General features: G+C 71.1%; 21 protein-coding genes. 13 read left to right on the forward strand and 8 right to left on the reverse strand.

The features are described 5' to 3' along the window. Positions 1 to 97: 97 nt before the first annotated feature. Complete coding sequence (locus ACIBVP_RS41870; RefSeq protein ID WP_396112168.1) at positions 98 to 982, reverse strand: LysR family transcriptional regulator; 885 nt, start codon at positions 980 to 982, stop codon at positions 98 to 100. A gap of 66 nt (positions 983 to 1048) precedes the next feature. Between ACIBVP_RS41870 and fxlM the strand changes: the two genes are divergently transcribed. The 3 genes from fxlM to ACIBVP_RS41885 are packed head-to-tail and all read left to right on the forward strand — an operon-like array spanning position 1049 to position 5067. Continuing rightward, positions 1049 to 2269 (forward strand): methyltransferase, FxLD system, encoded by a 1221-nt coding sequence (gene fxlM, locus ACIBVP_RS41875; protein WP_396112169.1) that lies wholly within the window; start codon positions 1049 to 1051, stop codon positions 2267 to 2269. Positions 2270 to 2281: 12 nt separating this feature from the next. Beyond that, positions 2282 to 3601: an MFS transporter gene (locus ACIBVP_RS41880; RefSeq protein WP_396112171.1), complete on the forward strand. Its 1320-nt coding sequence runs from the start codon at positions 2282 to 2284 to the stop codon at positions 3599 to 3601. A gap of 17 nt (positions 3602 to 3618) precedes the next feature. Beyond that, positions 3619 to 5067 carry a pyridoxal phosphate-dependent decarboxylase family protein gene (locus ACIBVP_RS41885; RefSeq protein WP_396112289.1) on the forward strand — a complete coding sequence of 483 codons (1449 nt, stop codon included), beginning with the start codon at positions 3619 to 3621 and terminating at the stop codon, positions 5065 to 5067. Here ACIBVP_RS41885 and ACIBVP_RS41890 read toward each other — a convergent pair. Further along, positions 5027 to 5848: a hypothetical protein gene (locus ACIBVP_RS41890; protein ID WP_396112172.1), complete on the reverse strand. Its 822-nt coding sequence runs from the start codon at positions 5846 to 5848 to the stop codon at positions 5027 to 5029. The two genes, ACIBVP_RS41885 and ACIBVP_RS41890, sit on opposite strands and share 41 nt — an antisense overlap. Before the next feature lie 80 nt (positions 5849 to 5928). Next, entirely contained in the window at positions 5929 to 6438 is a 510-nt protein-coding gene (locus tag ACIBVP_RS41895) for an Lrp/AsnC family transcriptional regulator (protein ID WP_396112174.1), read from the reverse strand. 95 nt (positions 6439 to 6533) lie between these two features. Between ACIBVP_RS41895 and ACIBVP_RS41900 the strand changes: the two genes are divergently transcribed. Further along, on the forward strand, positions 6534 to 7700 hold the full coding sequence (locus ACIBVP_RS41900; RefSeq protein ID WP_396112176.1) for an MFS transporter: 1167 nt from the start codon (positions 6534 to 6536) through the stop codon (positions 7698 to 7700). Here ACIBVP_RS41900 and ACIBVP_RS41905 read toward each other — a convergent pair. Beyond that, positions 7612 to 8598, reverse strand: coding sequence for a hypothetical protein (locus tag ACIBVP_RS41905; protein WP_396112177.1), 987 nt, complete (start codon positions 8596 to 8598; stop codon positions 7612 to 7614). The genes ACIBVP_RS41900 and ACIBVP_RS41905 overlap by 89 nt on opposite strands. A 215-nt stretch (positions 8599 to 8813) precedes the next feature. On the opposite strand from ACIBVP_RS41905, the gene ACIBVP_RS41910 reads away from it, so the two are divergent. From ACIBVP_RS41910 to ACIBVP_RS41935, 6 genes are all read left to right on the forward strand, one after another. Further along, positions 8814 to 9848: an NAD(P)-dependent alcohol dehydrogenase gene (locus ACIBVP_RS41910; protein WP_396112178.1), complete on the forward strand. Its 1035-nt coding sequence runs from the start codon at positions 8814 to 8816 to the stop codon at positions 9846 to 9848. Between the two features lies 1 nt (position 9849). Continuing rightward, positions 9850 to 10890 carry an amidohydrolase family protein gene (locus tag ACIBVP_RS41915; RefSeq protein WP_396112179.1) on the forward strand — a complete coding sequence of 347 codons (1041 nt, stop codon included), beginning with the start codon at positions 9850 to 9852 and terminating at the stop codon, positions 10888 to 10890. Then, a complete protein-coding gene (locus ACIBVP_RS41920; protein WP_396112180.1) occupies positions 10887 to 11540 on the forward strand; it encodes an iron-sulfur cluster assembly protein in 654 nt (217 codons plus the stop codon). Before ACIBVP_RS41915 ends, ACIBVP_RS41920 begins: the two co-directional genes overlap by 4 nt. Positions 11541 to 11670: 130 nt before the next feature. After that, a complete protein-coding gene (locus ACIBVP_RS41925) occupies positions 11671 to 12468 on the forward strand; it encodes an IclR family transcriptional regulator (protein WP_396112181.1) in 798 nt (265 codons plus the stop codon). Positions 12469 to 12888: 420 nt separating this feature from the next. Then, a complete protein-coding gene (locus tag ACIBVP_RS41930; RefSeq protein ID WP_396112182.1) occupies positions 12889 to 13203 on the forward strand; it encodes a hypothetical protein in 315 nt (104 codons plus the stop codon). A gap of 101 nt (positions 13204 to 13304) precedes the next feature. Beyond that, positions 13305 to 13805, forward strand: a complete 501-nt coding sequence (locus tag ACIBVP_RS41935) for a hypothetical protein (protein ID WP_396112183.1) — start codon at positions 13305 to 13307, stop codon at positions 13803 to 13805. Positions 13806 to 13905: 100 nt separating this feature from the next. Here ACIBVP_RS41935 and ACIBVP_RS41940 read toward each other — a convergent pair whose 3' ends face one another. Then, positions 13906 to 14418 carry an RNA 2'-phosphotransferase gene (locus ACIBVP_RS41940; protein ID WP_396112184.1) on the reverse strand — a complete coding sequence of 171 codons (513 nt, stop codon included), beginning with the start codon at positions 14416 to 14418 and terminating at the stop codon, positions 13906 to 13908. A gap of 33 nt (positions 14419 to 14451) precedes the next feature. Between ACIBVP_RS41940 and ACIBVP_RS41945 the strand changes: the two genes are divergently transcribed. After that, entirely contained in the window at positions 14452 to 15309 is an 858-nt protein-coding gene (locus ACIBVP_RS41945) for a class I SAM-dependent methyltransferase (RefSeq protein WP_396112185.1), read from the forward strand. Here ACIBVP_RS41945 and ACIBVP_RS41950 read toward each other — a convergent pair. Beyond that, positions 15287 to 16072 (reverse strand): alpha/beta fold hydrolase, encoded by a 786-nt coding sequence (locus ACIBVP_RS41950; RefSeq protein WP_396112186.1) that lies wholly within the window; start codon positions 16070 to 16072, stop codon positions 15287 to 15289. The two genes, ACIBVP_RS41945 and ACIBVP_RS41950, sit on opposite strands and share 23 nt — an antisense overlap. Positions 16073 to 16621: 549 nt before the next feature. After that, positions 16622 to 17023, reverse strand: a complete 402-nt coding sequence (locus ACIBVP_RS41955; protein ID WP_396112187.1) for an Lsr2 family protein — start codon at positions 17021 to 17023, stop codon at positions 16622 to 16624. A gap of 307 nt (positions 17024 to 17330) precedes the next feature. Here ACIBVP_RS41955 and ACIBVP_RS41960 point away from each other — a divergent pair, with 307 nt between their 5' ends. After that, positions 17331 to 18269 carry an acyl-CoA desaturase gene (locus ACIBVP_RS41960; protein WP_396112188.1) on the forward strand — a complete coding sequence of 313 codons (939 nt, stop codon included), beginning with the start codon at positions 17331 to 17333 and terminating at the stop codon, positions 18267 to 18269. After that, the gene (locus ACIBVP_RS41965) at positions 18266 to 19375 is read left to right on the forward strand and encodes a glycosyltransferase (protein ID WP_396112190.1); all 1110 of its coding nucleotides are present in this window, start codon (positions 18266 to 18268) and stop codon (positions 19373 to 19375) included. The genes ACIBVP_RS41960 and ACIBVP_RS41965 overlap by 4 nt, the downstream gene beginning before the upstream one ends. Here ACIBVP_RS41965 and ACIBVP_RS41970 read toward each other — a convergent pair. Beyond that, positions 19362 to 20126, reverse strand: coding sequence for an SGNH/GDSL hydrolase family protein (locus ACIBVP_RS41970; RefSeq protein ID WP_396112192.1), 765 nt, complete (start codon positions 20124 to 20126; stop codon positions 19362 to 19364). The two genes, ACIBVP_RS41965 and ACIBVP_RS41970, sit on opposite strands and share 14 nt — an antisense overlap. Between the last annotated feature and the right edge of the window lie 43 nt (positions 20127 to 20169).

The raw sequence follows: 20169 nt of genomic DNA on the forward strand, positions 1-20169 counted from the left end.
ACATCGATCTTGGTCGACGCTGTTCTAGCAGGAACCCCGTTGCCTATCTCAGCCGCCTTGACAACCCACCCACCGCCCTAACTGAACGGCATTGGGTCTAGATCACCTGCAGCAACGTCGCCGCCGGACCGGTCAACCGCCTGCCCTTCGGCCACACCGCGCGCAGGCGTCGCACCAGCTTCAGGTCCGCCACGCCGACCGCCACCAGCGTGCCCGCCGTCAGCTCGGACTCGACCGCGTGCCTGCTCAGCACGGCCGGTGCGATGCCCGCGACCGCCGCTCCCTTCACCGCGGCGTTCGACCCGAGCGCGAGCTGCGGGGTCACCGGGTCGTGCCGGGCCAGCACGCGGTCGAGTGTCTCCCGGGTGCCCGATCCCGCCTCCCGCACCACCAGTGGGGTCGCCGCCAGCTCGGCCGCCGTCAGCGGGCGGCGGCGCCTCGCCCACGGGTGCGCCGAGGTGACCACCACGATCAGCTCGTCCGTGCCCACGACCCGGCTCGCCAGGCCTTCCAGCACACCGGGGCCCTCCACGAAGCCCAGGTCCACGTTCGCGGCTTTCAGCACCAGCCGGGCAACCTCGGCGGAGTTCGTCACCGTCAGTCCGACATGGACCGATGGTTCCTGGCCGCGCAGGTGGGACAGCCACCTGGGGAGCAGCGCCTCCGCGATCGTCATGCTCGCGGCGATCCGCAGCGTCGCCGCGCGGTCGGCACGCAGCGCGGACAGGCTCGTCCGGAACTCGTCGGCCGCGGCCAGGAGCTTCGCCGCCCACGCCACCACGAGCTTGCCGTCGTCGGTCAGTGCCGAGCCCTGCGGGGTGCGCACCAGAAGTGGCAGGCGGGCGCGGCGTTCGAGCGCGGCCAGCCGTTTGGTGGCCGACGGCTGGGCGATGCCGACGGCCCGCGCCGCCTTCCCGACACTGCCCAGCTCCGCCACCTGCACCAACAGGCGCAGCGACTCGAGATCAGGTTCATCGCTCATCGAAACGAGTATGGGGGCTTGTGCGTAGTGGCAGCATTTCCTCGACAGCTACAGGAGGTCCCCGAGTTGCCCGGTGAGCTGAACACCCTGCGGCAGGAACTGCTCGACTACATCCGCGAGCACGGCGCCGCCACCGACCCGTTGGTCGCGGAGGCGCTGCGGACCGTGCCGCGGCACCTCTTCCTGCCCGACCTGCCGCCGGGCGCGGCCTACCGGGACGAGCCGATCGTCACCAAGAGAGACGCCGACGGCCGTCCGATCAGCTCGTCGTCCCAGCCGATGATCATGGCGCTCATGCTCGACCAGCTCGGGGTGCGGCGTGGCCAGCGGGTACTGGAGATCGGGGCGGGCACGGGGTTCAACGCCGCCCTCCTCGCCACGATCGTCGGGGAGCGGGGCAAGGTCACGAGCGTCGACCTCGACGCGGACACCGTCGAGCGGGCGAAGGACAACCTGGACGCCGCCGGTCTCCCGGACGTCGTCGTGGTGACCGGTGACGGCGCGTCGGGGTATCCCGGCCGCGCGCCCTACCACCGGATCATCGCGACGGTCGGCGTGTGGGACCTCGCCCCCGCGTGGCTGGAGCAGCTGACCCCGGACGGCCGCCTCGTCGTGCCGCTCGACCTGAACGGCGTGCAGCGGTCGGTCGCGTTCGAGCGCGAGGAGGACCACTGGACCAGCAGGTCGGCCGTGCTGTGCGGGTTCATGCGGATGCGCGGCAAGTTCGCGGGCCCGGAGAAGACCTACGTCCTCGACCCCGCCACCGACCTCACGCTCAACCTGCCCATGGCCCGCGAGGTCGACGGCGACGCGCTGACGGAGGTGCTCGCCGAGAAACCCGACGTCGAGAAGATCGGCGCCGCGCCCGCCGCCATGCAGTTGTTCGACGGCTTCACCCTGTGGCTCGCCGTCCACGAAACCCGCTGGTGTGCGCTGTCCGAGAAGGCCGACGCGGATCCCGCCCGGCTCGCGGCCGCGCCCATGCGGGCCCAGGACGCCGCCGCCACCGCCGGGATACTCGCCGACGACGGGCTCGCGTTGATCGGTGTCGACGACGACGCCCTCACCGTGCGCGCGTACGGCAACAGCCAGGTCGCCGACGACCTCGTCGCGCACGTCCGGGCGTGGGAGGGGGCGGGCAGGCCGGGCACGGAGGGCCTGCGGATCGACGCCTACCCGGGCGGCACGACCGGCGCCCGGGGTGACGTCGTGCTGGAGAAGGGCGAGTGTGTGCTCGCGCTCTCCTGGCCGCGGTCCGGGGTGGACGCGGCCGGGTCGCGTCCGTAGGCTGCCGCCGCAATGACGAAAACCTCTCACGTTCCGGAGCGGCTGGCCGTGCGCACGCGGTTCGGCTACGCGCTCGGGTCGCTCGCGACCGGCGCGTTCGGCACCGTGCCGGGGCTGCTGCTGCTCCCGTACCTGACCGACACGCTCGGTGTCGGTGCCTCGGTGGCCGGGCTGCTCGTGCTGCTGCCCAAGGCGTGGGACGTCGTCTTCAACCCGATCGCGGGCCGGATCAGCGACCGGACCACGGGCGGACTTGGCGCGCGGCGGCCGTACCTGCTGTGGGGCGGCGTCGCGCTCGCGATCACGTTCGCCGCGTTGTTCGCCGGGCCCGACACCGGCTCGCCCACGGTCGACGCGCTGTACGTCGCGTTCGTGTTCCTGGTGTGCGCCACCGCGTTCGCGTTCTTCCAGGTGCCGTACAACGCGCTGCCCGCCGAGCTGACCACCAGCCCACGGGAGCGGACGAGCATCACCGCGTGGCGGATCGCCGTGCTCGCCGTCGCGATCCTCGTCAGCGGCGCCGGTGCGCCCGCGGTCCGCGACGCGGTCGGCGGGCTCGCCGGATACCGGATCATGGGCATCGCGGTCGGCGTGCTGATCCTCGTCGGCGCGATCGGGGTGTTCCTCGGCACCGCCCGCACGCGGGTCGCGCCGCCGCTGCCGTCGGTGGCCGGATGGCGGGAGACCGTGGCGGCCGTGCGGGACTGCCCGCCGTTCCGCGTGCTGCTGACCGCGTTCGTGATCCAGGCGGTCGGCATCGGCACGCTGCTCGCGGGCGTCGACTACCTCGCCCGCGTCGGGCTGGGCGACAAGTCGTGGCAGCCGCTGCTGTTCGCCGCGTTCGTCGGGCCCGCACTGCTCGTGATGCCGCTGTGGCAACGGGTCGCGGGCAGGCGCGGCAAGCGCGCGGGGTACGTCGTCGCGACGTTCGTGTTCGCCGTCGGGCTGCTCGGCGTGCTCGGTGCCCGGGTGTTCCCGCCGGTGCTGGTCGTGCTGTTCGTCGCAGTGGCGGGCGTCGGGTACGCGGGGCTGCAGGTGTTCCCGCTGTCGCTGCTCGCGGACGTGATCGGGCGCGAGGAGGACCGCACGGGCCAGGTCCGCGCGGGTGTCTTCGCGGGCGTGTGGACCGCGGGGGAGACGCTCGGCCTCGCGCTCGGACCCGCGCTGTACGGGGGGATCCTCGCCATCGGCGGGTACGTGTCCTCGACCGGTGAGACGGTGACGCAGCCGTCGAGCGCGGTCGTCGCGGTGATCACCGGCGTCGCGCTGGTGCCCGCGTTGTTCACCCTGGCCGCGCTGCCTCTGTTGCGGCGCAAGGAGTTGCTTTCGTGAGTCTCCCCACCACGGGCCTGTCCGCTGAACAGGTCCTCGACGAGGTGCGCGCCATGCGGGCGGGTGACCTGCCCACCCACGGCGGCCGCACGCTCGCGTACGTGTACGACAGCGGACTGTCCGGTGTGGACGACCTGGCGGCGGCGGCGTACGCGCTCGCCGGCTCCGCCAACGGTCTCGACCCGACCGCGTTCCCCAGCCTGCTGCGCATGGAGAACGACGTCGTCGCCGCGGCCACCGCGTTGCTCGGCGGCGACGCCGCGACGGTCGGCAGCGTGACGTCCGGTGGCACCGAGAGCTGCATGCTGGCCGTGCACGCCGCCCGCGCCGCACGGCCCGAGGTGGACCGGCCCAGGATCGTGCTCGCGTCGACCGCGCACGCCGCGTTCCACAAGGCGGCCCACTACTTCGGCGTCGAGGCGGTGACGGTCCCGGTCGACCCCACGACCTTCCGGGCCGACCCCGCCGCGATGGTCGACGCCATCGACGAGCGCACGGTCCTGGTCGTGATGAGCGCGCCGTCGTACGCACACGGCGTGATCGACCCGGTGCCGCCGATCGCCGCCGCGGCGGCGGACCGTGGCGTCCGGTGCCATGTGGACGCCTGCATCGGCGGCTGGGTGCTGCCGTACTTCCGCGCGCTCGGCGAGCCGGTGCCGGACTTCGACCTGTCCGTGCCGGGCGTGACGAGCCTGTCGGTCGACCTGCACAAGTACGCCTACTGTCCGAAGGGGACGTCCGTGCTGCTGCACGCGTCCGCGGACCTGCGGCGCACGCAGTTCTTCGCGAGCGCGGCCTGGCCGGGCTACACGATGCTGAACTCGACCATGCAGTCGACGCGGTCCGGCGGCCCACTGGCCGCGGCGTGGGCGGTGCTGAACCACGTCGGCGACGACGGGTACCGGTCGCTCGCGGCGAAGGTGCTGTCCGCGGTGCGCACGCTGCGGTCGGGCATCGGGAAGATCGAGGGCCTGCGGGTCCAGGGGTCGCCGGAGTCGACGCTGTTGTCGGTCGTCGCCGCCGATGACGGTTTCGACGTGTTCACCGTGGCCGACGAGATGACCGAACGCGGCTGGTACCTGCAGCCGCAGTTCGGGTTCGAGTCCTCGCCGCCGAACCTGCACCTGACCGTGACGGCCGCCAACCACGGCAGCGAGGCGGGTCTGCTGGCGGACCTGGCGGACGCGGTGACGGCGGCGCGCGCGGGCGGCCCGGTGTCGCTGCCCGCCGAACTGACGGCCGCGATCGCCGCGCTCGACCCGTCGGGCCTGACGTCGGAGCAGTTCGCCGGGCTGCTCGCGATGGCGGGCCTGGAGGGCGCGGGCACCCCGAAACGCATGGCGGAGATCAACACCATGCTCAGTGCCGCGCCCCCCGGCCTGCGGGAACGGTTGCTGGTGGAGTTCCTCGGCGTGCTCTACACACCTACGCCGCGGCCGCGTTCCGGGGAAAGTCCTTCCGCTTGATCTTCGCGCGCCGCCCGTCCGGGTGGTGGAACACGATGCCCTCGGCGAGGTGCCCCGGCGCGTAGCGGCTTTCCAGCTGTGCCAGGAAGTCCCACAGCCGGTCGTAGTCGCGCGGCACCTCGTCGAGCGTCGGTGCGGCCGTGTTGAACGGCACGCACACGTGGTCGTCGAGGCCGAGCGGGTTGCCCTGGATGCGCGGGCCGAGCGCCTCACACGGGTGCTCGCCGTCCGGCCAGCCGGTGACGTCGGTGTTCCCGGCGGCGGTCAGGATCCACTTGTCCTCGCCCGCGCCCTCGGCGGTGTCCACGTACCAGCCGTCGACGATGCCCAGCGCCTTCTGCGCCTTGCTGGGGTTGCGCCGCTTCTCGACGCGCACCAGCCGCCCCGACCGGACGGTCAGGCGCACGTTCGTGCCGTCGAGCTTCTCGGTGCCGACGCCCGCCCCCTCGAACACCCACGCGCACTCGGCGCGCGGGCGGTTCACCACGTGGAAGTCATCGTCCCGCTCGAAGAGCGTGGGGATCTTCTCCATGACCGACCTTCCCTTCGTTACAGGGCCCACCAGTTCGTCGTGTGTGATCGCCCCGCTCGCGAGCCCGCTCGCCAGGGCCCGCACCAGGTCGGCGACGGACACCTCCGCCTCGACCGCGACGTGCTTGAGCGCCTTCTTCTCCTCCGGGGAGAGCCAGGCGACGAGCCGCGACCAGCCTTCCGGCGGAGTCCACCTGGCGAGCGTCGAGGGGTCCTTCCTCGGCCGGCCACGCTTCCTCGGTTCGTCCACGACGCAAAGCTAGCACGCTTGTGCCTGTTGGCATAACAGAAATTCGGCAGGCGTCCCCCGGTCGACGTGGTCGTGGTCTTCTAGCGGTCGGCCTGCCAGCCCTCAGCCCGAGTGGCGTGCAGGAAGTCGTCGACCGGGGGTTCGACCGCGCGGCCCTCGTACTGCGTGGACAGCACCACCGAGGTCCGCATCTCCCCGTGCGTGCCCAGCCGCTCGAACAACCCCTCCAGATGCGCCAGCGACGCCGCCCGCACCTTGATCATCGTGCAGTGGTCGCCGCTCAGCTTGTGGACCTCGACGATCTCCGGGTAGTCACCGGCCGTGCTGGTCTTCAGCAGGCACGCACCCAGGCTGCACTGGAGCTGCACGAACGCGACGATCGGGTACCCGGCCCGCCGCGCGTCGACGACCGCGCGGTACCCGGTCAGCACCCCGGACTCCTCCAGCCGCCGCACCCGTTCCGCCACCGCGGGCGCCGACAGGTTGATCCGCCGCCCCAGCTCCTTGTACGACAGCCGCCCGTCGGCCTGCAGCTCGGCGACCAGCCGCCAGTCGACGGCGTCCAGCGGTTTTTCCGATCGAAAGGTCATCGCCCTCGCATTCCTTTCGGATGGACGGTGAAGACCCCAGTATGCCTGCGAAATCCCCTTCGATCCGCCGGAAGTCGTGCCTACGCTGAGTCATCGTGAAAGCTCTCTTCGTCGGCGTCGCCGCCATGAACACGGCCATGGCCGGTGCCAGCACAGCCGCCACCCTCATCGCCTCCCACACCGCCGGTGACGGCTGGAGCGGGCTCCCCGGCGCCGCCGGCGTCCTCGGCACGGCCGCGGGCACGCTCGGTGCGGGGCACCTGATCTCCCGGCACGGGAGCAAGACCGCGCTGCTCCTCCTGTACGGCGCCGCCATGACCGGTGCCGCCCTCGCTGCGGGCACCGCGATGGCGCTGCTGCTCGCCGGGATGTTCCTGCTCGGGCTCGGCAACGGCGCGGCACAGCTGTCCCGCTACCTCGCCGCCGAGGCGTTCCCGCCGCACCGCAAGGGGTTCGCGCTCTCGGTGATCGTCTGGGCCGGAACGGTCGGCGCGATCGCCGGGCCGAACCTGATCGCGCCCGGCGCCACGCTCGCGGGCACCGTCGGGATGCCCGCGCTCGCCGGGCCGATGCTGGTGGCGTTCGTGATGACGGGCGCCGCGCTGCTCGTCACCACGGCACTGCGCCGCACCCCGGCGCCACCCGCGCGCCGCACGTCGTTCGCGGCGCTGCGCGCGCCCGCGGTGGTCACGCCGCTCGTCTCGATGGTGTGCGCGCAGCTGACCATGGTCGCCGTCATGACCATGACCCCGCTCGAACTCGAGGCCCACCACCACGGGCTCGAGGTGCTGGGGGTCGTGCTCTCCGTCCACATGATCGGGATGTTCGCGCTGGCGCCGCTGTCCGGCCGTCTCGCCGACCGGTTCGGCGGTCGTGCCGTCATCGTCGGCGGCGTCGCGCTGCTCCTGCTGGCCGCGGTCACCGCGTTCGGCGTCGGGCACGTGACCGGGCTGTCGGTCGCGATGTTCCTGCTCGGGTACGGGTGGAACCTCGTGTTCGTCGGCGGGTCCGCCATGCTGTCCCGCGCGACCGCCGACCAGCGGGTCCAGGGCGCGGTCGACGCCGTCGTGTGGAGCACGTCCGCCCTCGCGAGCCTCGGCTCCGGTGTCCTCTTCGGACTCGGCGGCTACTCGCTGGTCACGGTCGTCGGCGCGGTGCTGGCCCTGCTGCCGCTCATCGTCCTGTACCGGCGGCCAGCGCCAGCCGCACCAGAGCCGCACCCGCTGCCTGCATCGGCAGGTCCGCGATCGCCTCGGCGGTGAACGGGCGCGCGGTCACGGAGCCCTCGTCGTTGACCGCGACCCGCGCGCCGAAGACCTCGTCGAACACCGGCGCGTCGACGACCACCCGCACGAGCAGGTCGGTCGCGAACGTCAGCGGGTCGACGCCGAGGCCGAGGACGTGCGCGGCGATCCCGGGGTTGCCGGTCATCGCGACCGCGAACGGCCAGGTCGCGTAGTCCGGCGCCGCGACCTCCGGTTCGCCGAGCACCTCCTCCGCGTACTCACGCAGCAGGAACCGCCACAGGTCGAAGTCGTCCGGGCCCGACGACTGGAAGACCCCCACCGGCACCACCTGGTACAGCCCGCCGGCGTGCCCGACCTTGGCCGGGTCGCGCCAGTGCAGCAGGAAGGTGTCGCCGCCGGTGTCGTGCGCGGCGTCCCGGCGGATCGTGAGCGCGCTGATCGCCATGTTCGCCGGGCGTCTCGCCAGGTCGGTGGGGTCGCCGACGGCATCGCGCAACGGGGTGGGCCCGCCCGCCGCGTACTCGTGCGCGGCGGCCTCACCGGTGTCGATGCTGTCGAAGTACGTCCCGTCGCCGAACACCAGCCTCGGCCCTCGCCCGGCGAGGGACGCGTCGAGCAGCCGCCACGTGGGCCGGTTCTCGAACACGGTCGGCGCGTCGAGCGCGGCCATCGCGGCCGAGTAGCTCGGGAAGCCGGGGTGCCCGGAGGCGGGCGGCAGATCCACCGGCGGCGCGTCGGCCATCACGATCGTCAAGGCGGACAACGGGATCGGTGCGGGCGGCACCCACGCGGGCGCGGTGAGCAGGGGAGTGCCCGCGACCTTGGGCACGTCCGGGAACTCCCCGGCCGCCCGCACCGCCAGGTCGTAGCGGTGGGCGCGCAGGTGCGCGCGTACCCGCGCCCAGTCGTTCACTCAGCCGGCCGCCAGTTCTGCTCGCGCTTCTCGTCGCGCACGATCACACCCAGCCGCGCCATATCGTCCAGCAGCTTGAGCCCCACGGCGGCCATTGTGCCGTTTTGTCGCTCCGTGAAATCGGCGGCCCTATTCCACGCCGGTGAAATCTGGCGCGTTGACCCTGGTGGGTGCCGGTTCCACGCTGGGAGAAACGCGCCAGAGAGGGAGCGGTGATGAAAGCCGTACGGTTGCACGAGTACGACAAGCGTCCGGTGGTCGAGGAGGTCCCGGAGCCGGAGGTGTCCGGTCCGCTGGACGTGCTGGTCGAGATCGGCGGGGCCGGGCTGTGCCGCACGGACCTGCACATCGTCGAGGGGCAGTGGGCGGAGAAGTCCGGGGTGACCCTGCCGTACACGATCGGGCACGAGAACGCGGGGTGGGTGCGTGCCGTCGGGTCCGCGGTGTCCACAGTGGCCCCGGGGGACACAGTGATCCTGCATCCGCTCGCGACCTGCGGGCTGTGCCGTGCGTGTCGTGCAGGGGACGACGTGCACTGCGCGAACTCGCGGTTCCCGGGCATCGACTCCGACGGCGGCATGGCGGAGTTGCTGCTCACCAACGCACGTTCGGTCGTCAGGCTCGACCCGTCGCTGCGACCGGCGGACGTGGCGGCGCTCGCGGACGCCGGGCTGACCGCGTACCACGCCGTGCGCAAGTCGGTGCCGATGCTGTACCCGGGCACGCAGGTCGTCGTGATCGGTGCCGGCGGGCTGGGACACATCGGCATCCAGTGCCTCGCCGCGATGGTGCCGTCGGAGGTGATCGTGGTCGACCGGTCCCAGGCCGCGCTCGACCTGGCGAAGGGCTACGGCGCCGCGCACACCGTGGTCGCGGACGGCACACACGTCGACGCGGTCATGGACCTGACCGGCGGCGATGGCGCGCACATCGTGTTCGACTTCGTCGGTGAGAAGGGCACCGAGGCCGAGGGCGTGGCGATGCTGCGGCGGGCGGGGTCGTACTTCGTGATCGGCTACGGCGGGCACGTCGACATCCCGACCATCGACATCATCTCCGCCGAGATCAACGTGATCGGCAACCTCGTCGGCTCGTACAACGACCTCGCGGAGCTGATGACCCTTGCCGCGCAGGGGAAAGTGTCGCTGCACACGAGGACCTACCCGCTCGACGCGGTGAACGAGGCCATGGACGACCTCGACAACGGACGGCTGCGGGGCCGCGGAATCCTCGTGCCGGAACGGAGCTGACATGTACGAGAAGGACGGACAGAAGTACTTCGTCGTCGACGGGCACATCCACTTCTGGGACGGCCGCCCGTCCAACCAGGCCAACCGCTACGGCGAGGGCTTCATCAACTGCTTCTACGACTACCACCGGAACCTGTCGCCGGAGTCCGAGGTCTGGACGCTGGAGGAGTTCTGGCAGCAGTCGGAGGAGCGGATCCTGCACGACTTGTTCGAGGTCGGCTACGTCGACCGGGCGATCTTCCAGCCCACGTACCTGACCGACTTCTACGTCAACGGTTTCAACACCACCGAGCAGGACGGCGCGCTCGCCGAGAAGCACCCGGACAGGTTCATCGTGAACGGCTCCTGGGACCCGCGGGACGGCGAGGCCGGGCTCGACAGGCTGGAGGCGTTGACGCAGCGGTGGAACCTGCGCGGCGTCAAGCTGTACACGGCGGAGTGGAAGGGCGAGTCGAAGGGCTGGAAGCTCACCGACCCGTGGTCGTACCGGTACCTCGAGAAGTGCGAGGAGCTGGGCATCCGCAACATCCACGTCCACAAGGGACCGACGATCTACCCGCTCAACCGGGACGCCTTCGACGTGGCGGACGTGGACGACGTGGCGTCGGCGTTCCCCGGGCTCAACTTCATCGTCGAACACGTCGGCCTGCCGAGGCTGGAGGACTTCTGCTGGATCGCGACGCAGGAGCCGAACGTCTACGGTGGACTCGCGGTGGCGCTGCCGTTCATCCACTCCCGGCCGAGGTACTTCGCGCAGATCATCGGTGAGCTGCTGTACTGGCTGGACGAGAACCGGATCACGTTCGCGAGCGACTACGCGATCTGGACGCCGAAGTGGCTGATCGAGAAGTTCGTGGACTTCCAGATCCCCGACGACATGCTCGGCGAGTACGCACCGCTCACGGTGGACGTCAAGAAGAAGGTCCTGGGCCTGAACGCGGCGAAGCTGTACGACATCGAGGTGCCACCGGAGCTGCGGCTCGCGGACACCCCCGCCGACTCGGGCGACGCCGTGGGCTCGGCACCAAAGGTCCCCGCATGAGCGCCTTGTGGGACGCGCTCGGCACGGTGGTGGACCCGGAGCTGGACCAGCCGATCACCGACCTGGGCTTCGTCAGCGAGGCGGTGGTCGCGGACGGCCACGCCCACGTCCGGCTCCGGCTGCCGACGTACTTCTGCGCGCCGAACTTCGCGTACCTGATGGTCGCCGACGCGTACGAGGCGGTGTGTGGGCTGCCCTCGGTCACGTCGGTGGACGTCCGGCTGGTGGACCACTTCGCGGCGGAGGAGATCAACGCGGGCGTGGCGGCGTCGGCGGGCTTCACGGACGCGTTCCCCGGCGAGGCGGTGGGCGAGCTGGACGAACTGCGGCTGGTGTTCCGGCGCAAGGCGTACCTGGCGAGCCTGGACCGCCTGTGCATGCGACTGCCCGGCACGCCGGTGGGCATGACGCTCGGCGACGTGCCACCGTCCCCGGCCCTGAGGTCGCTGCTGCGGCGCCGCGCGGCGTTGGGATTGGACTGTTCGAGTGAATCTCCGTTGGTGGTCGACGAGGAGGGAAAGGCCATCCCGGCCGAGGATGCGCCACTGCGACTGCGGTACGCGCGTTCGGTACGTGTGAGCATCGAGGGCAACGCGGGGTTCTGCCGAGGACTGCTGCACACGAGGTACCCGGAGGTAGTCGGCAACTAAATCGTTCTACATATTCGTGAATGTCCGTCGTGATCGTGTCGGATCTGTTGCTGGACGGTTCTCTGACGTAGTGTCGGCGGGGTGGTGCATGACGAGGTGCGCCACCCTTGCCGCTACGGGAGGTGCGTCGGTGACCGAACCGCGCGACACAAGCGGGCTGATCGGCTCCGCGCAGCGTGCGTTGCGGGTGCTGGACATCGTGGGCTCAGCAGGCGACGGCATCACGGCGAAGGCCGTGGCCAGGCGCGCGGGCTACAACCTGTCGACGACGTACCACCTGCTGAACACGCTGGTACACGAGGGCTACCTGATCAGGCTCGGGCATGGTCGAGGTTTCGGCCTCGGCTACAAGGTGGGCAGCCTGTACCAGCGGCTGTGCGCGGAACTGGACGTAGGCCAGGAACTCCAGGACGAGCTGCACCGCCTGCACCGCCGAGCCGAAGCCGCCGCGTACTACACCGTCTTCCGCGAGACCGACATCGTCGTGGCCGCGGTCGCCGACTCCCCGCAGTTCCCCCGGGCGACCCCACTGGACTTCGGCTTCCACGAGGCAGCGCACGCCACGGCCTTCGGCAAGGTCCTGCTGGCGTCGATGCCGAAGCGGCAGCGACGTGACTACCTCGCGGGCGCGGGCATGCCCCGCCTGACGGGCCGGACGACGGTCCGCGCCATCGACCTGGACACCGAACTGGAACACGTCGAACGCGCGGGGATGGCACTGGAGATCGAGGAGTTCCAACCGCGGCTGGCGTGCCTGTCGGCCCCGGTGATGGACGCCGAGAACCGGGTGACGGGCGCGGTCGCGTTCTCCGTCCCGGCGGCGGAGTTCCACGCGCGACGCTGGCACCTGGAACGAGCCGCGAGGGCAGGCGCGGCCAGGTTCGCCCACCTGCTGGCCACCCGCCCGTCGCTGGTGAGCGGCGTCTGACGCTTTCGGTTTACCCCTGTGCTGAAGGACCCCTTCGGCGCACCGGGCCGCGCACCGAAGGGGTCCTTCAGTGCTGCCCCACCCACCCCAAGACGGACCGTTCGTGACAGAACGTGAGCACGTACGCGATCACCCTCGCCACTCGTCCGAGATGGCCACGACGTAACCCGGTCGAGTTTCTGGCAGTGACTTCGCAGGTGAACACGCACTCGACGTATGCATGTGCAGCTGCATCGGCAGCTAAACCGACTGACCGGGTGTAGATGTCCGCTCAACGATTTATACGCACCGTTCATCGCTCACCACATGGATCACGGCAACCGCACAAGATCGATAAGCGAAGATGGGCGAACACACCGAGCACGAAGAGGAACAGCACGCGAGACCGCGATGACACCAGAACAAGGAAGTTCATCGGACTTGGAACGGCCGGTCCGCAGGACCGTCCGGCTCGCGGCTGACGCCGAACCCGAGCCGACGACCGGTCCGGCTCCGCGCCTCCCGGCGAAGCACGCGCTCCGCCCGGCCACCCGCGACCGGTTCTTACGTGTCGCGGAGCGCGTCGTCGGTGACTGGGCACCCACCCTGCGTGAGGCGCTGGTGCGGTTGCTCGCGTTCGTGGTCGTCCTGGTCGCGCTCGGCCTGGCGCTCGGCGTCCAGGTGGCCGCGGCGGGCGCCGCGGTCGGGTTCGTGATGTTCCTGGTGGGCCGCCGCCGCACCGACACCGAGGACTGACCGAGCACGGCGACGTCGTCGGTAATTCACCACGGGGATGGTTGACGCGCGCGCCCAGTGGGTACCAGTCCTGCAGAGGCCTTCCAAGGAGGTGCAGGAGCATGCTTGTCCTCGGCTTGCTGCTGGTGGTGCTGAGTGGCGCCGTTGGAGTGCTGCTAATCGCCTACAACACCGGCGGCGAACAACAGACCGTCACGATGTTCGGCCGTGATATCGCCGACGTGACCATGATGCAGGCGTTCATCGCCGGTCTCGTGCTCGCGACCCTTTTCCTGCTCGGGCTGTCGATGATGATGGCGGCCGGGCGCAGGGCCCGGCAGAACCGCGCCCGCTACCGCGACGCGCGCAAGGAGGCCAAGACCGCCGCCCGTGAGCGGGACGAACTGGCCGACCAGCTCCGCAAGGAGGAGGACTACCGGCACGATCCGGTGGGCGGCAACACGGACACCATGGTGACACCGCCGGCGGGTACCCCGGTGACGCAGGACCCCAGGACGGCACCGCCGCCCGCCGCGGGCCCCATGCCGCCCCGGCACGCGGCCCCGCCGCAGGAACAGCAGGTGGTCACCAACATCAAGCCCGGTGACTCCCCCACCAGGTGACCGGGCGGCGAAAGGCGGCCGGCCGCGACCTGACTCGACGCGCCATCGGTTCGCAGTCCCCCGGTGAACTGGTGCCGCGGGTCGCGGTCGGCCGCATCTCCTAACTCAGGAACGTGGCGGGCACGTGTGCGGCCAGCCACACGATCTCGTTGCCACGCAGGAACTCCACGCCCGCGGCCCGCGCCGCGGGCGTGTCGACTGTCAGCACCCGCACCCGTCCGCCCTTGCGCCCGCCGACCGACTCGGCCATCTCCCGCGTCACCGAGAGGTGCACGTACTGGCGCCGCATCGGCAGCAGTCCCTCGCGCAGGATGCGGTCGGCGGCCGTCGCCGACGTTCCGTGGTAGAGCCGCGCGGGCGGCGTGCCCGGCACACCGGCGATCCGGCCCGGCACGCTGTGCCCGTAGCGGGCGCGGATGCGGTCGCCGCTCAGCTCGAACCGCTGCTTCGGGCTGTCGACGACCACGTCCCCCACCTGCTCGCGGCTCACCTCCAACGCCACCAACAGGTCGGCGACCGGCGTCCAGCCCGCCTCGTCCAGCTCCAGCTCGTACAGCCACGGCGCGTGCCGCAGCGCGTGCGACATCCGTTTGCTGAGCCGAACGTCGTGCATGGAGGCTGACTCTAATCGGGCAGACTCGCGGTCGTGGACGGACTCGGGCTGGCCTTCGACGGGATCGCCGAACGGTACGACCGCGTGCGGCCGGGCTACCCGGCAGCCGTGTTCGACGACATCGCCGCGCTCACCGGGCTGTCGGCGGGCGCACGGGTGCTCGAGGTCGGGCCCGGCCCCGGCAACGCGACCCGCGACCTGCTGGCCCGCGGGTGGCGCGTGCACGCCGTCGAACCGGGCGCCGCGCTGGCCGCCCGGGCGCGGGCGAACCTGGCCGGGCGGCCGTTCACCGTCGACGTCACGCGCTTCGACGACTGGGTGCCCGACGGCACCTACGACCTGCTGTTCTCCGCGACCGCGTACCACTGGGTGGCACCCGAGGTGCGGTGGCGGCTGGCGGCCGACGTGCTCGAACCCCTCGCGCCGCTCGCGCTCGTCACGAACCGGACGGTCGCGGGAGGCACGTTCAACGACATCTACCAGGCCTCGGAACGGTTGCACCGCGACCTCGCGCCGGAGGTCGAGTTCGGGCTCTCGCCGGAAGCGGACGCGATCCTCGCCGATATCCACGCGGCCGGCGACGACATCGGCGCGGTGTGGGAGGCGGGCGAGCACAAGTCCGGGTACAGCCGCGCGGGCGCGTTGTTCACCGCGCCGCTGATCCGTTCGTACCAATGGGAAACCGAGTACGACGCGGCGGACGCGGCCGCGTTGCTGTCGACGTACTCGCCCTACCTCCGGGTGCCGCCGGAGCGGCGCGGACCGCTGCTGGCCGGTATCGCCGACATCGTCCGCGCGGACTTCGGCGGGGTCGCGAGCCGGCGCTACCTCGCCGTGCTGGCCGTGGCGCACCGGCGCGAGCCCGACCTCAGCGCTGGTAGAACTCCGTGAGCACCGGTGCGACGGTGTCGGCGGGCACCTCGTGGAAGCTGCCCGCGAGGCTCACCAGCCGGCCGTCCGGCACCGTCTTCGCGACGGCCGCGGCACCACCGGCCAGCCAGTCCGGGCTGGTCGTGCTGTGCACGGCGAGCACCGGCACGGAGAGGTTCGCCAGCATCTCCTCCGGCAGGCTGCTCGGGTCGCCGCCCATGACGTGCGCGTCGTAGGCGAGCGTGTGGGCCATCGCCTCGAGGCCCGGCCACATGGGCATCTTCCGCGCCTGCTCGACGGCCTCCGGCGGCTGGCCGACGGCCTTGGTCATGAAGAACGCGACCGCGTCACCTCGCCTGCCGGTCGAGCACAGCTCGACGAGGGTGTCGGTGTAGCCGTCCGGCACCTTCGGCGCGTCCGCGCCGACCCGGTACGGCGGCTCCAGCACCGCGACGGCGTCGACCGACGCGCCGCCGGCGGCCGCGAGCAGGCACAGGGCGCCGCCCGACGAGATGCCGTACAGCGCCGCCCGGTCGCCGAAATGCCTGATCAGCGCCTCGATGTCCGCGATCTCGCGGTCGACGGAGTACGGGAGTGTGTCACCGCTCTCACCACGGCCGCGCCGGTCGTAGGAGACGGCTGTGAAGTCGCCCGCGAGCGCTTGGGCGAGCTCCGCCGTGGCGTTGTGGTCGCAGAACGCGCCACCGACGAGCACGACGGTGGGGCCGCTGCCGACGGCCTCGTACGCGATCGGGGTGCCGTCGGCGGAGATGACCTTGTCCATGCTGTGGAGTCCTTTCCGGTTGCCTGACTCTATGTCGTGGGAGCAGGCACCGGATCGACATCCCGGCCGGAGATTTTCCCGGTCAGTCCAGCGTTTCCCGATGGGTGGGAATCGCGGGTTCCTGGAAGAGGTTCTCGTACGCGGGCTGGCCGTTGCCCGGGGCGGCGGCCTTGCCGTTGGCGTGCTGGGTGAGTGGGTGGCTGAAGAGTGCGGTGGGAGCCTTCTGAGCGGGCTCCGAGTTCGTGGTCGTAATGGCGGTACGTCCCTTCTGGACAGGCTGGGAACCGCACTGGCACACATGGCCTGAAGCGGGACGGCTCAACGGGATTCCCCGGTGCCTCCGCGGTTCTCGTCTCCCCGGACGAGGTGCTTCCCAACTGCCACCAACCTACACCCGAACGCCTCCGCGTGGGACCAAAATAAGCGCACCGCGAACCCCGGCGTGTCCACCCGCCCCGAACCACCGACGCGGGGTGCCGGAACGGGAGACCCGCGAGTCTGCGACGGCGACTCGCGGGTCTGGAGTGGGCGACTCGCGGGGAGGCGGAATCAGTTCTTCTTCGCGCGGCTGCGGCGCTTCGGCGCCGGCTTGGCCGCCTTCTGCTCCGACTCCGCCTTCGCCGCCCGGTAGGCCTCCACGACGTGGGACGGGATTCGGCCCCGGCCCGAGAGGCCGTATCCGTTCTCGTTCGCCCACTTCCGGACCAGTCCGGCGTCACCGGCGGCGCCGGAGCCGTTTTGACCGGACTTGCCGCCGCGCTTGATTCGGCCGCCGACCCGGCGCCCCGCGTCGACGTACTCGGCAAGACTTCCCCGGAGCCGCTCCGCGTTCTCCTCCGACAGATCGATCTCATAGGTCACGCCGTCGAGGCTGAACAACACCGTGGAAACGTCGGTGGACGCCGTGCCGTCGAGATCGTCGACGAGTTGTACCAATACCTGCTGTGCCATCTGGCTGCTCCTGACGTGCACGATTCGTGCATACCCGCTGGTTTGTTGCCCGCAACTGAGCAAATAATCAGCTGAATCCGCGAAAAGCGCAAGTGATCACGTGATTTTGGGGTCCAGTCCGATGTGGAACACAGGGTGACGGCTCGGAGACACCAGGTCGGAAATGAGAGGCAGATCTCTCCCGGGACGCCGGATCCGGGCACAGGGCGCCTCGGCGGCGGGGCCGTCAGCGCTGTTCGCCCGTCTTTGACGTCCCATTCGTCCGGCCGGGCTCCCGCTGTTCAGCCGCGTCTGCTTACGTATACCCATGGAGACCACGGTCGTGAACACCGGAGTGCGCCCGCTGCACGGCCCGCCGCGCGGGACGTGGCCGCAGATTGGAACCTACCTCTTCATCCTTGGCCCGTTCCTGGCACTCCTCGCCGCGATACCGCTGACGTGGGGATGGGGCCTGGGCTGGCTCGATGTCGTGCTCGCAGTGTTCTTCTACACAGCGACATGTCTCGGGGTGACGGTCGGATTCCACCGTTATTTCACCCATCGCGCGTTCAAGGCCAGGCGGTCACTGCGCGTCGGACTCGCGATCGCGGGGAGCATGGCGCTGCAGGGCCCGATCACGCACTGGGTCGCCGACCACCGCCGCCACCACGCGTTCTCCGACCGCGACGGTGACCCGCACTCGCCGTGGGCGTTCGGCACCTCACCACTGGCACTCGTCAAAGGCTTCTGGCACGCCCACATGGGCTGGATCTTCGACCGCAACCTCACCAACGCCGAGCGGTTCGCACCCGACCTGCTCGCCGACCGCGACATCGCCCGGGTGCACCGCCAGTTCGGCCTCTGGACCGCGGTCACGCTCCTCGCGCCCGCCGTGCTCGGCGGCCTGCTCAGCTGGTCGCTGTGGGGTGCGGTGACCGCGTTCTTCTGGGCCGGGCTGGTGCGGGTGTCGTTCCTGCACCACGTGACGTGGTCGGTCAACTCGATCTGCCACATGATCGGCTCACGCCCGTTCGCCGCACGCGACCGGTCGGCGAACTTCTGGCCGCTCGCGATCCTGTCCATGGGCGAGTCGTGGCACAACCTGCACCACGCCGACCCGACGTGCGCCCGGCACGGCGTGAAGCGCGGCCAGATCGACATCTCCGCACGCCTCATCTGGCTGTTCGAGAAGGTCGGCTGGGCCACCGACGTGCGCTGGCCGACGCAGAAGCGCCTCGCCACCCTGGAGAGCCGCGCCCGCAGATGAAGATCGTTCAGCTCGCCAACTTCTACAGCCCCACGTCCGGTGGGCTGCGGACCGTCGTCGACACGCTCGGCAGGGGGTACGTGGCGTCCGGTCACGAGCGGGTGCTGGTGGTGCCCGGCAAGCACCGGGAGCGCCTGCGCACGGACGCGGGCCTGGTCATCACGCTGCCCGGCGTGCCGGTCAGCGGTGGTTACCGCGTGGTGCCGCGCTCGGCAGCGGTGCTGCGCGAGCTGGAGTCGCTCGACGACGACCTCTCCATCGAGGTGTCGGACAAGACGACGCTGCTCGCCGTCTGCGACTGGGCGCGGGAACGGGGCGTGCCGACCGTGCTGCTGTCCCACGAGCGGCTCGACCGGTGGATCGAGGCACGGGTGCCGCGGCTGTGGCGGGCGGGCGCGGGCCGGGTGCTGGAGCCGGTGGTGCGCGGGTGGAACAAGGGGCTGGTGAACCGTTTCGACACGGTCGTCGTCACGTCCCGCTACGCGGAGCGGGAGTTCGCGGGGCTACCCGTGCCGTCGCTGCGGCGGATTCCGCTGGGCGTCGATCTCGCCACGTTCCGTCCACAGCGAACGCGCTCGGGCCGGGGCCCCGCCCGGCTCGTGTACGCGGGCCGGCTGTCGCACGAGAAGAACCCGCGTGCCGTCATCGGCGCGGTGCGTGAGCTGGTGACGTCCGGGACGCCCGTCCGGCTCGACGTCTACGGCGACGGGCCGGAGCACACGGCGTTGCGCAAGCTCGCCCGCGGGCTGCCGGTCGACTTCCACGGGCACGTGTCGGACCGGGCCGCGCTCGCACGGGCGCTGTCGGGCGCCGACGTGGCGTTCGCGCCGAGCGTCGCCGAGACGTTCGGGCTGTCCATCCTGGAGGCGATGGCGTGCGGCACTCCGGTGATCACGTCGACCACCGGTGGCGCGCCGGAGTTGCTCGCACCGGGTGCGGGCGTGGCCGTCCCCGCCACCCCGGACGGCCTCGCGGGCGGGGTGCGCGAGGTGCTGTCGTGGCCGGTCGCGTGGCGGCGGGCGGCGGCACGCGACCGGGCCGAGCAGTTCCCGTGGGCCTCGACCATCGACGCGATGCTCGAGCTGCACACCGCTATGAGCGCCTGAGCAGCGTCGCCAGCGCGTAGGGGACGAGGTCGCGGCCGCGGCGGAGCAGCCACGGCAGACCCTTGAACACGAGCCAGGCCCAGCGGGCCAGCTTGCCGGGCGCCCGTCCGCCCGCGCACTGCAGCGACACTTCCTTGTGGACGATCGTGCCGAACGCGGTGAGCTGGGCGGCGATCGCGCGGGCGAGCATCCGGTGCCCCAGCTCGGACGGGTGCAGCCGGTCGACGGCCCACGCCTCCGGGGTGTAGATGCCGGGTACCTGTCCCAGGTCGACGATCCCGATGCGGTGCTTGCGGGCAACGGCGTCGAGGATCTCGTTGAGCGCCAGGATGCGGGAAGCAAGCGCTCTCCTGAGCGGCCCCGGCAGGCGGAACACCCGGTGGTGGTCGTGGTACTTGGCGGTGATCACCGTGCTCCCGGCCGCGACGAGCGTGCCGACGACGTGGTCGAGGTCGGCGGAGAGCCGCCCCGGGTCGAAGTCCGATCGCATGGTGTCGTTCATGCCGACCAGCACCACGGTCACGTCCGGCCGCAACGCCAGCGCGGCCGGGAGCTGCGTCTCCAGGACACCCCCGATGCGGGAGCCGCTGACCGCGAAGTTCGTGAGGCGCGCATCGCCGAGCGCCTCCGCGAGCAGTGGTGCGAAACCACGCCATCCCCCGCCGAGTGCGGGATCCCCGATGCCTGCCCCGACCGAGTCGCCGAGGACGGCAAGTACCAGCCCAGTCGTGGGCGCAGCGTCCGCCAGCACGGACAGCATCATCCGCGCGCTGGTCGGACATCCGATGAGAACT

It is taken from the genome of Actinophytocola sp. NPDC049390 (genome assembly GCF_044466355.1).
Taxonomy (GTDB): Bacteria; Actinomycetota; Actinomycetes; order Mycobacteriales; family Pseudonocardiaceae; genus Actinophytocola.

Coding starts and splice junctions, on each gene's coding strand:
- ACIBVP_RS41895 (WP_396112174.1), bottom strand. CDS start 6,438: ATGACCTTTCGATCGGAAAAACCGCTGGACGCCGTCGACTGGCGGCTG.
- ACIBVP_RS41910 (WP_396112178.1), top strand. CDS start 8,814: ATGAAAGCCGTACGGTTGCACGAGTACGACAAGCGTCCGGTGGTCGAG.
- ACIBVP_RS41915 (WP_396112179.1), top strand. CDS start 9,850: ATGTACGAGAAGGACGGACAGAAGTACTTCGTCGTCGACGGGCACATC.
- ACIBVP_RS41960 (WP_396112188.1), top strand. CDS start 17,331: ATGGAGACCACGGTCGTGAACACCGGAGTGCGCCCGCTGCACGGCCCG.
- ACIBVP_RS41920 (WP_396112180.1), top strand. CDS start 10,887: ATGAGCGCCTTGTGGGACGCGCTCGGCACGGTGGTGGACCCGGAGCTG.
- ACIBVP_RS41870 (WP_396112168.1), bottom strand. CDS start 982: ATGAGCGATGAACCTGATCTCGAGTCGCTGCGCCTGTTGGTGCAGGTG.
- ACIBVP_RS41950 (WP_396112186.1), bottom strand. CDS start 16,072: ATGGACAAGGTCATCTCCGCCGACGGCACCCCGATCGCGTACGAGGCC.
- ACIBVP_RS41965 (WP_396112190.1), top strand. CDS start 18,266: ATGAAGATCGTTCAGCTCGCCAACTTCTACAGCCCCACGTCCGGTGGG.
- ACIBVP_RS41880 (WP_396112171.1), top strand. CDS start 2,282: ATGACGAAAACCTCTCACGTTCCGGAGCGGCTGGCCGTGCGCACGCGG.
- ACIBVP_RS41940 (WP_396112184.1), bottom strand. CDS start 14,418: ATGCACGACGTTCGGCTCAGCAAACGGATGTCGCACGCGCTGCGGCAC.
- ACIBVP_RS41955 (WP_396112187.1), bottom strand. CDS start 17,023: ATGGCACAGCAGGTATTGGTACAACTCGTCGACGATCTCGACGGCACG.
- ACIBVP_RS41935 (WP_396112183.1), top strand. CDS start 13,305: ATGCTTGTCCTCGGCTTGCTGCTGGTGGTGCTGAGTGGCGCCGTTGGA.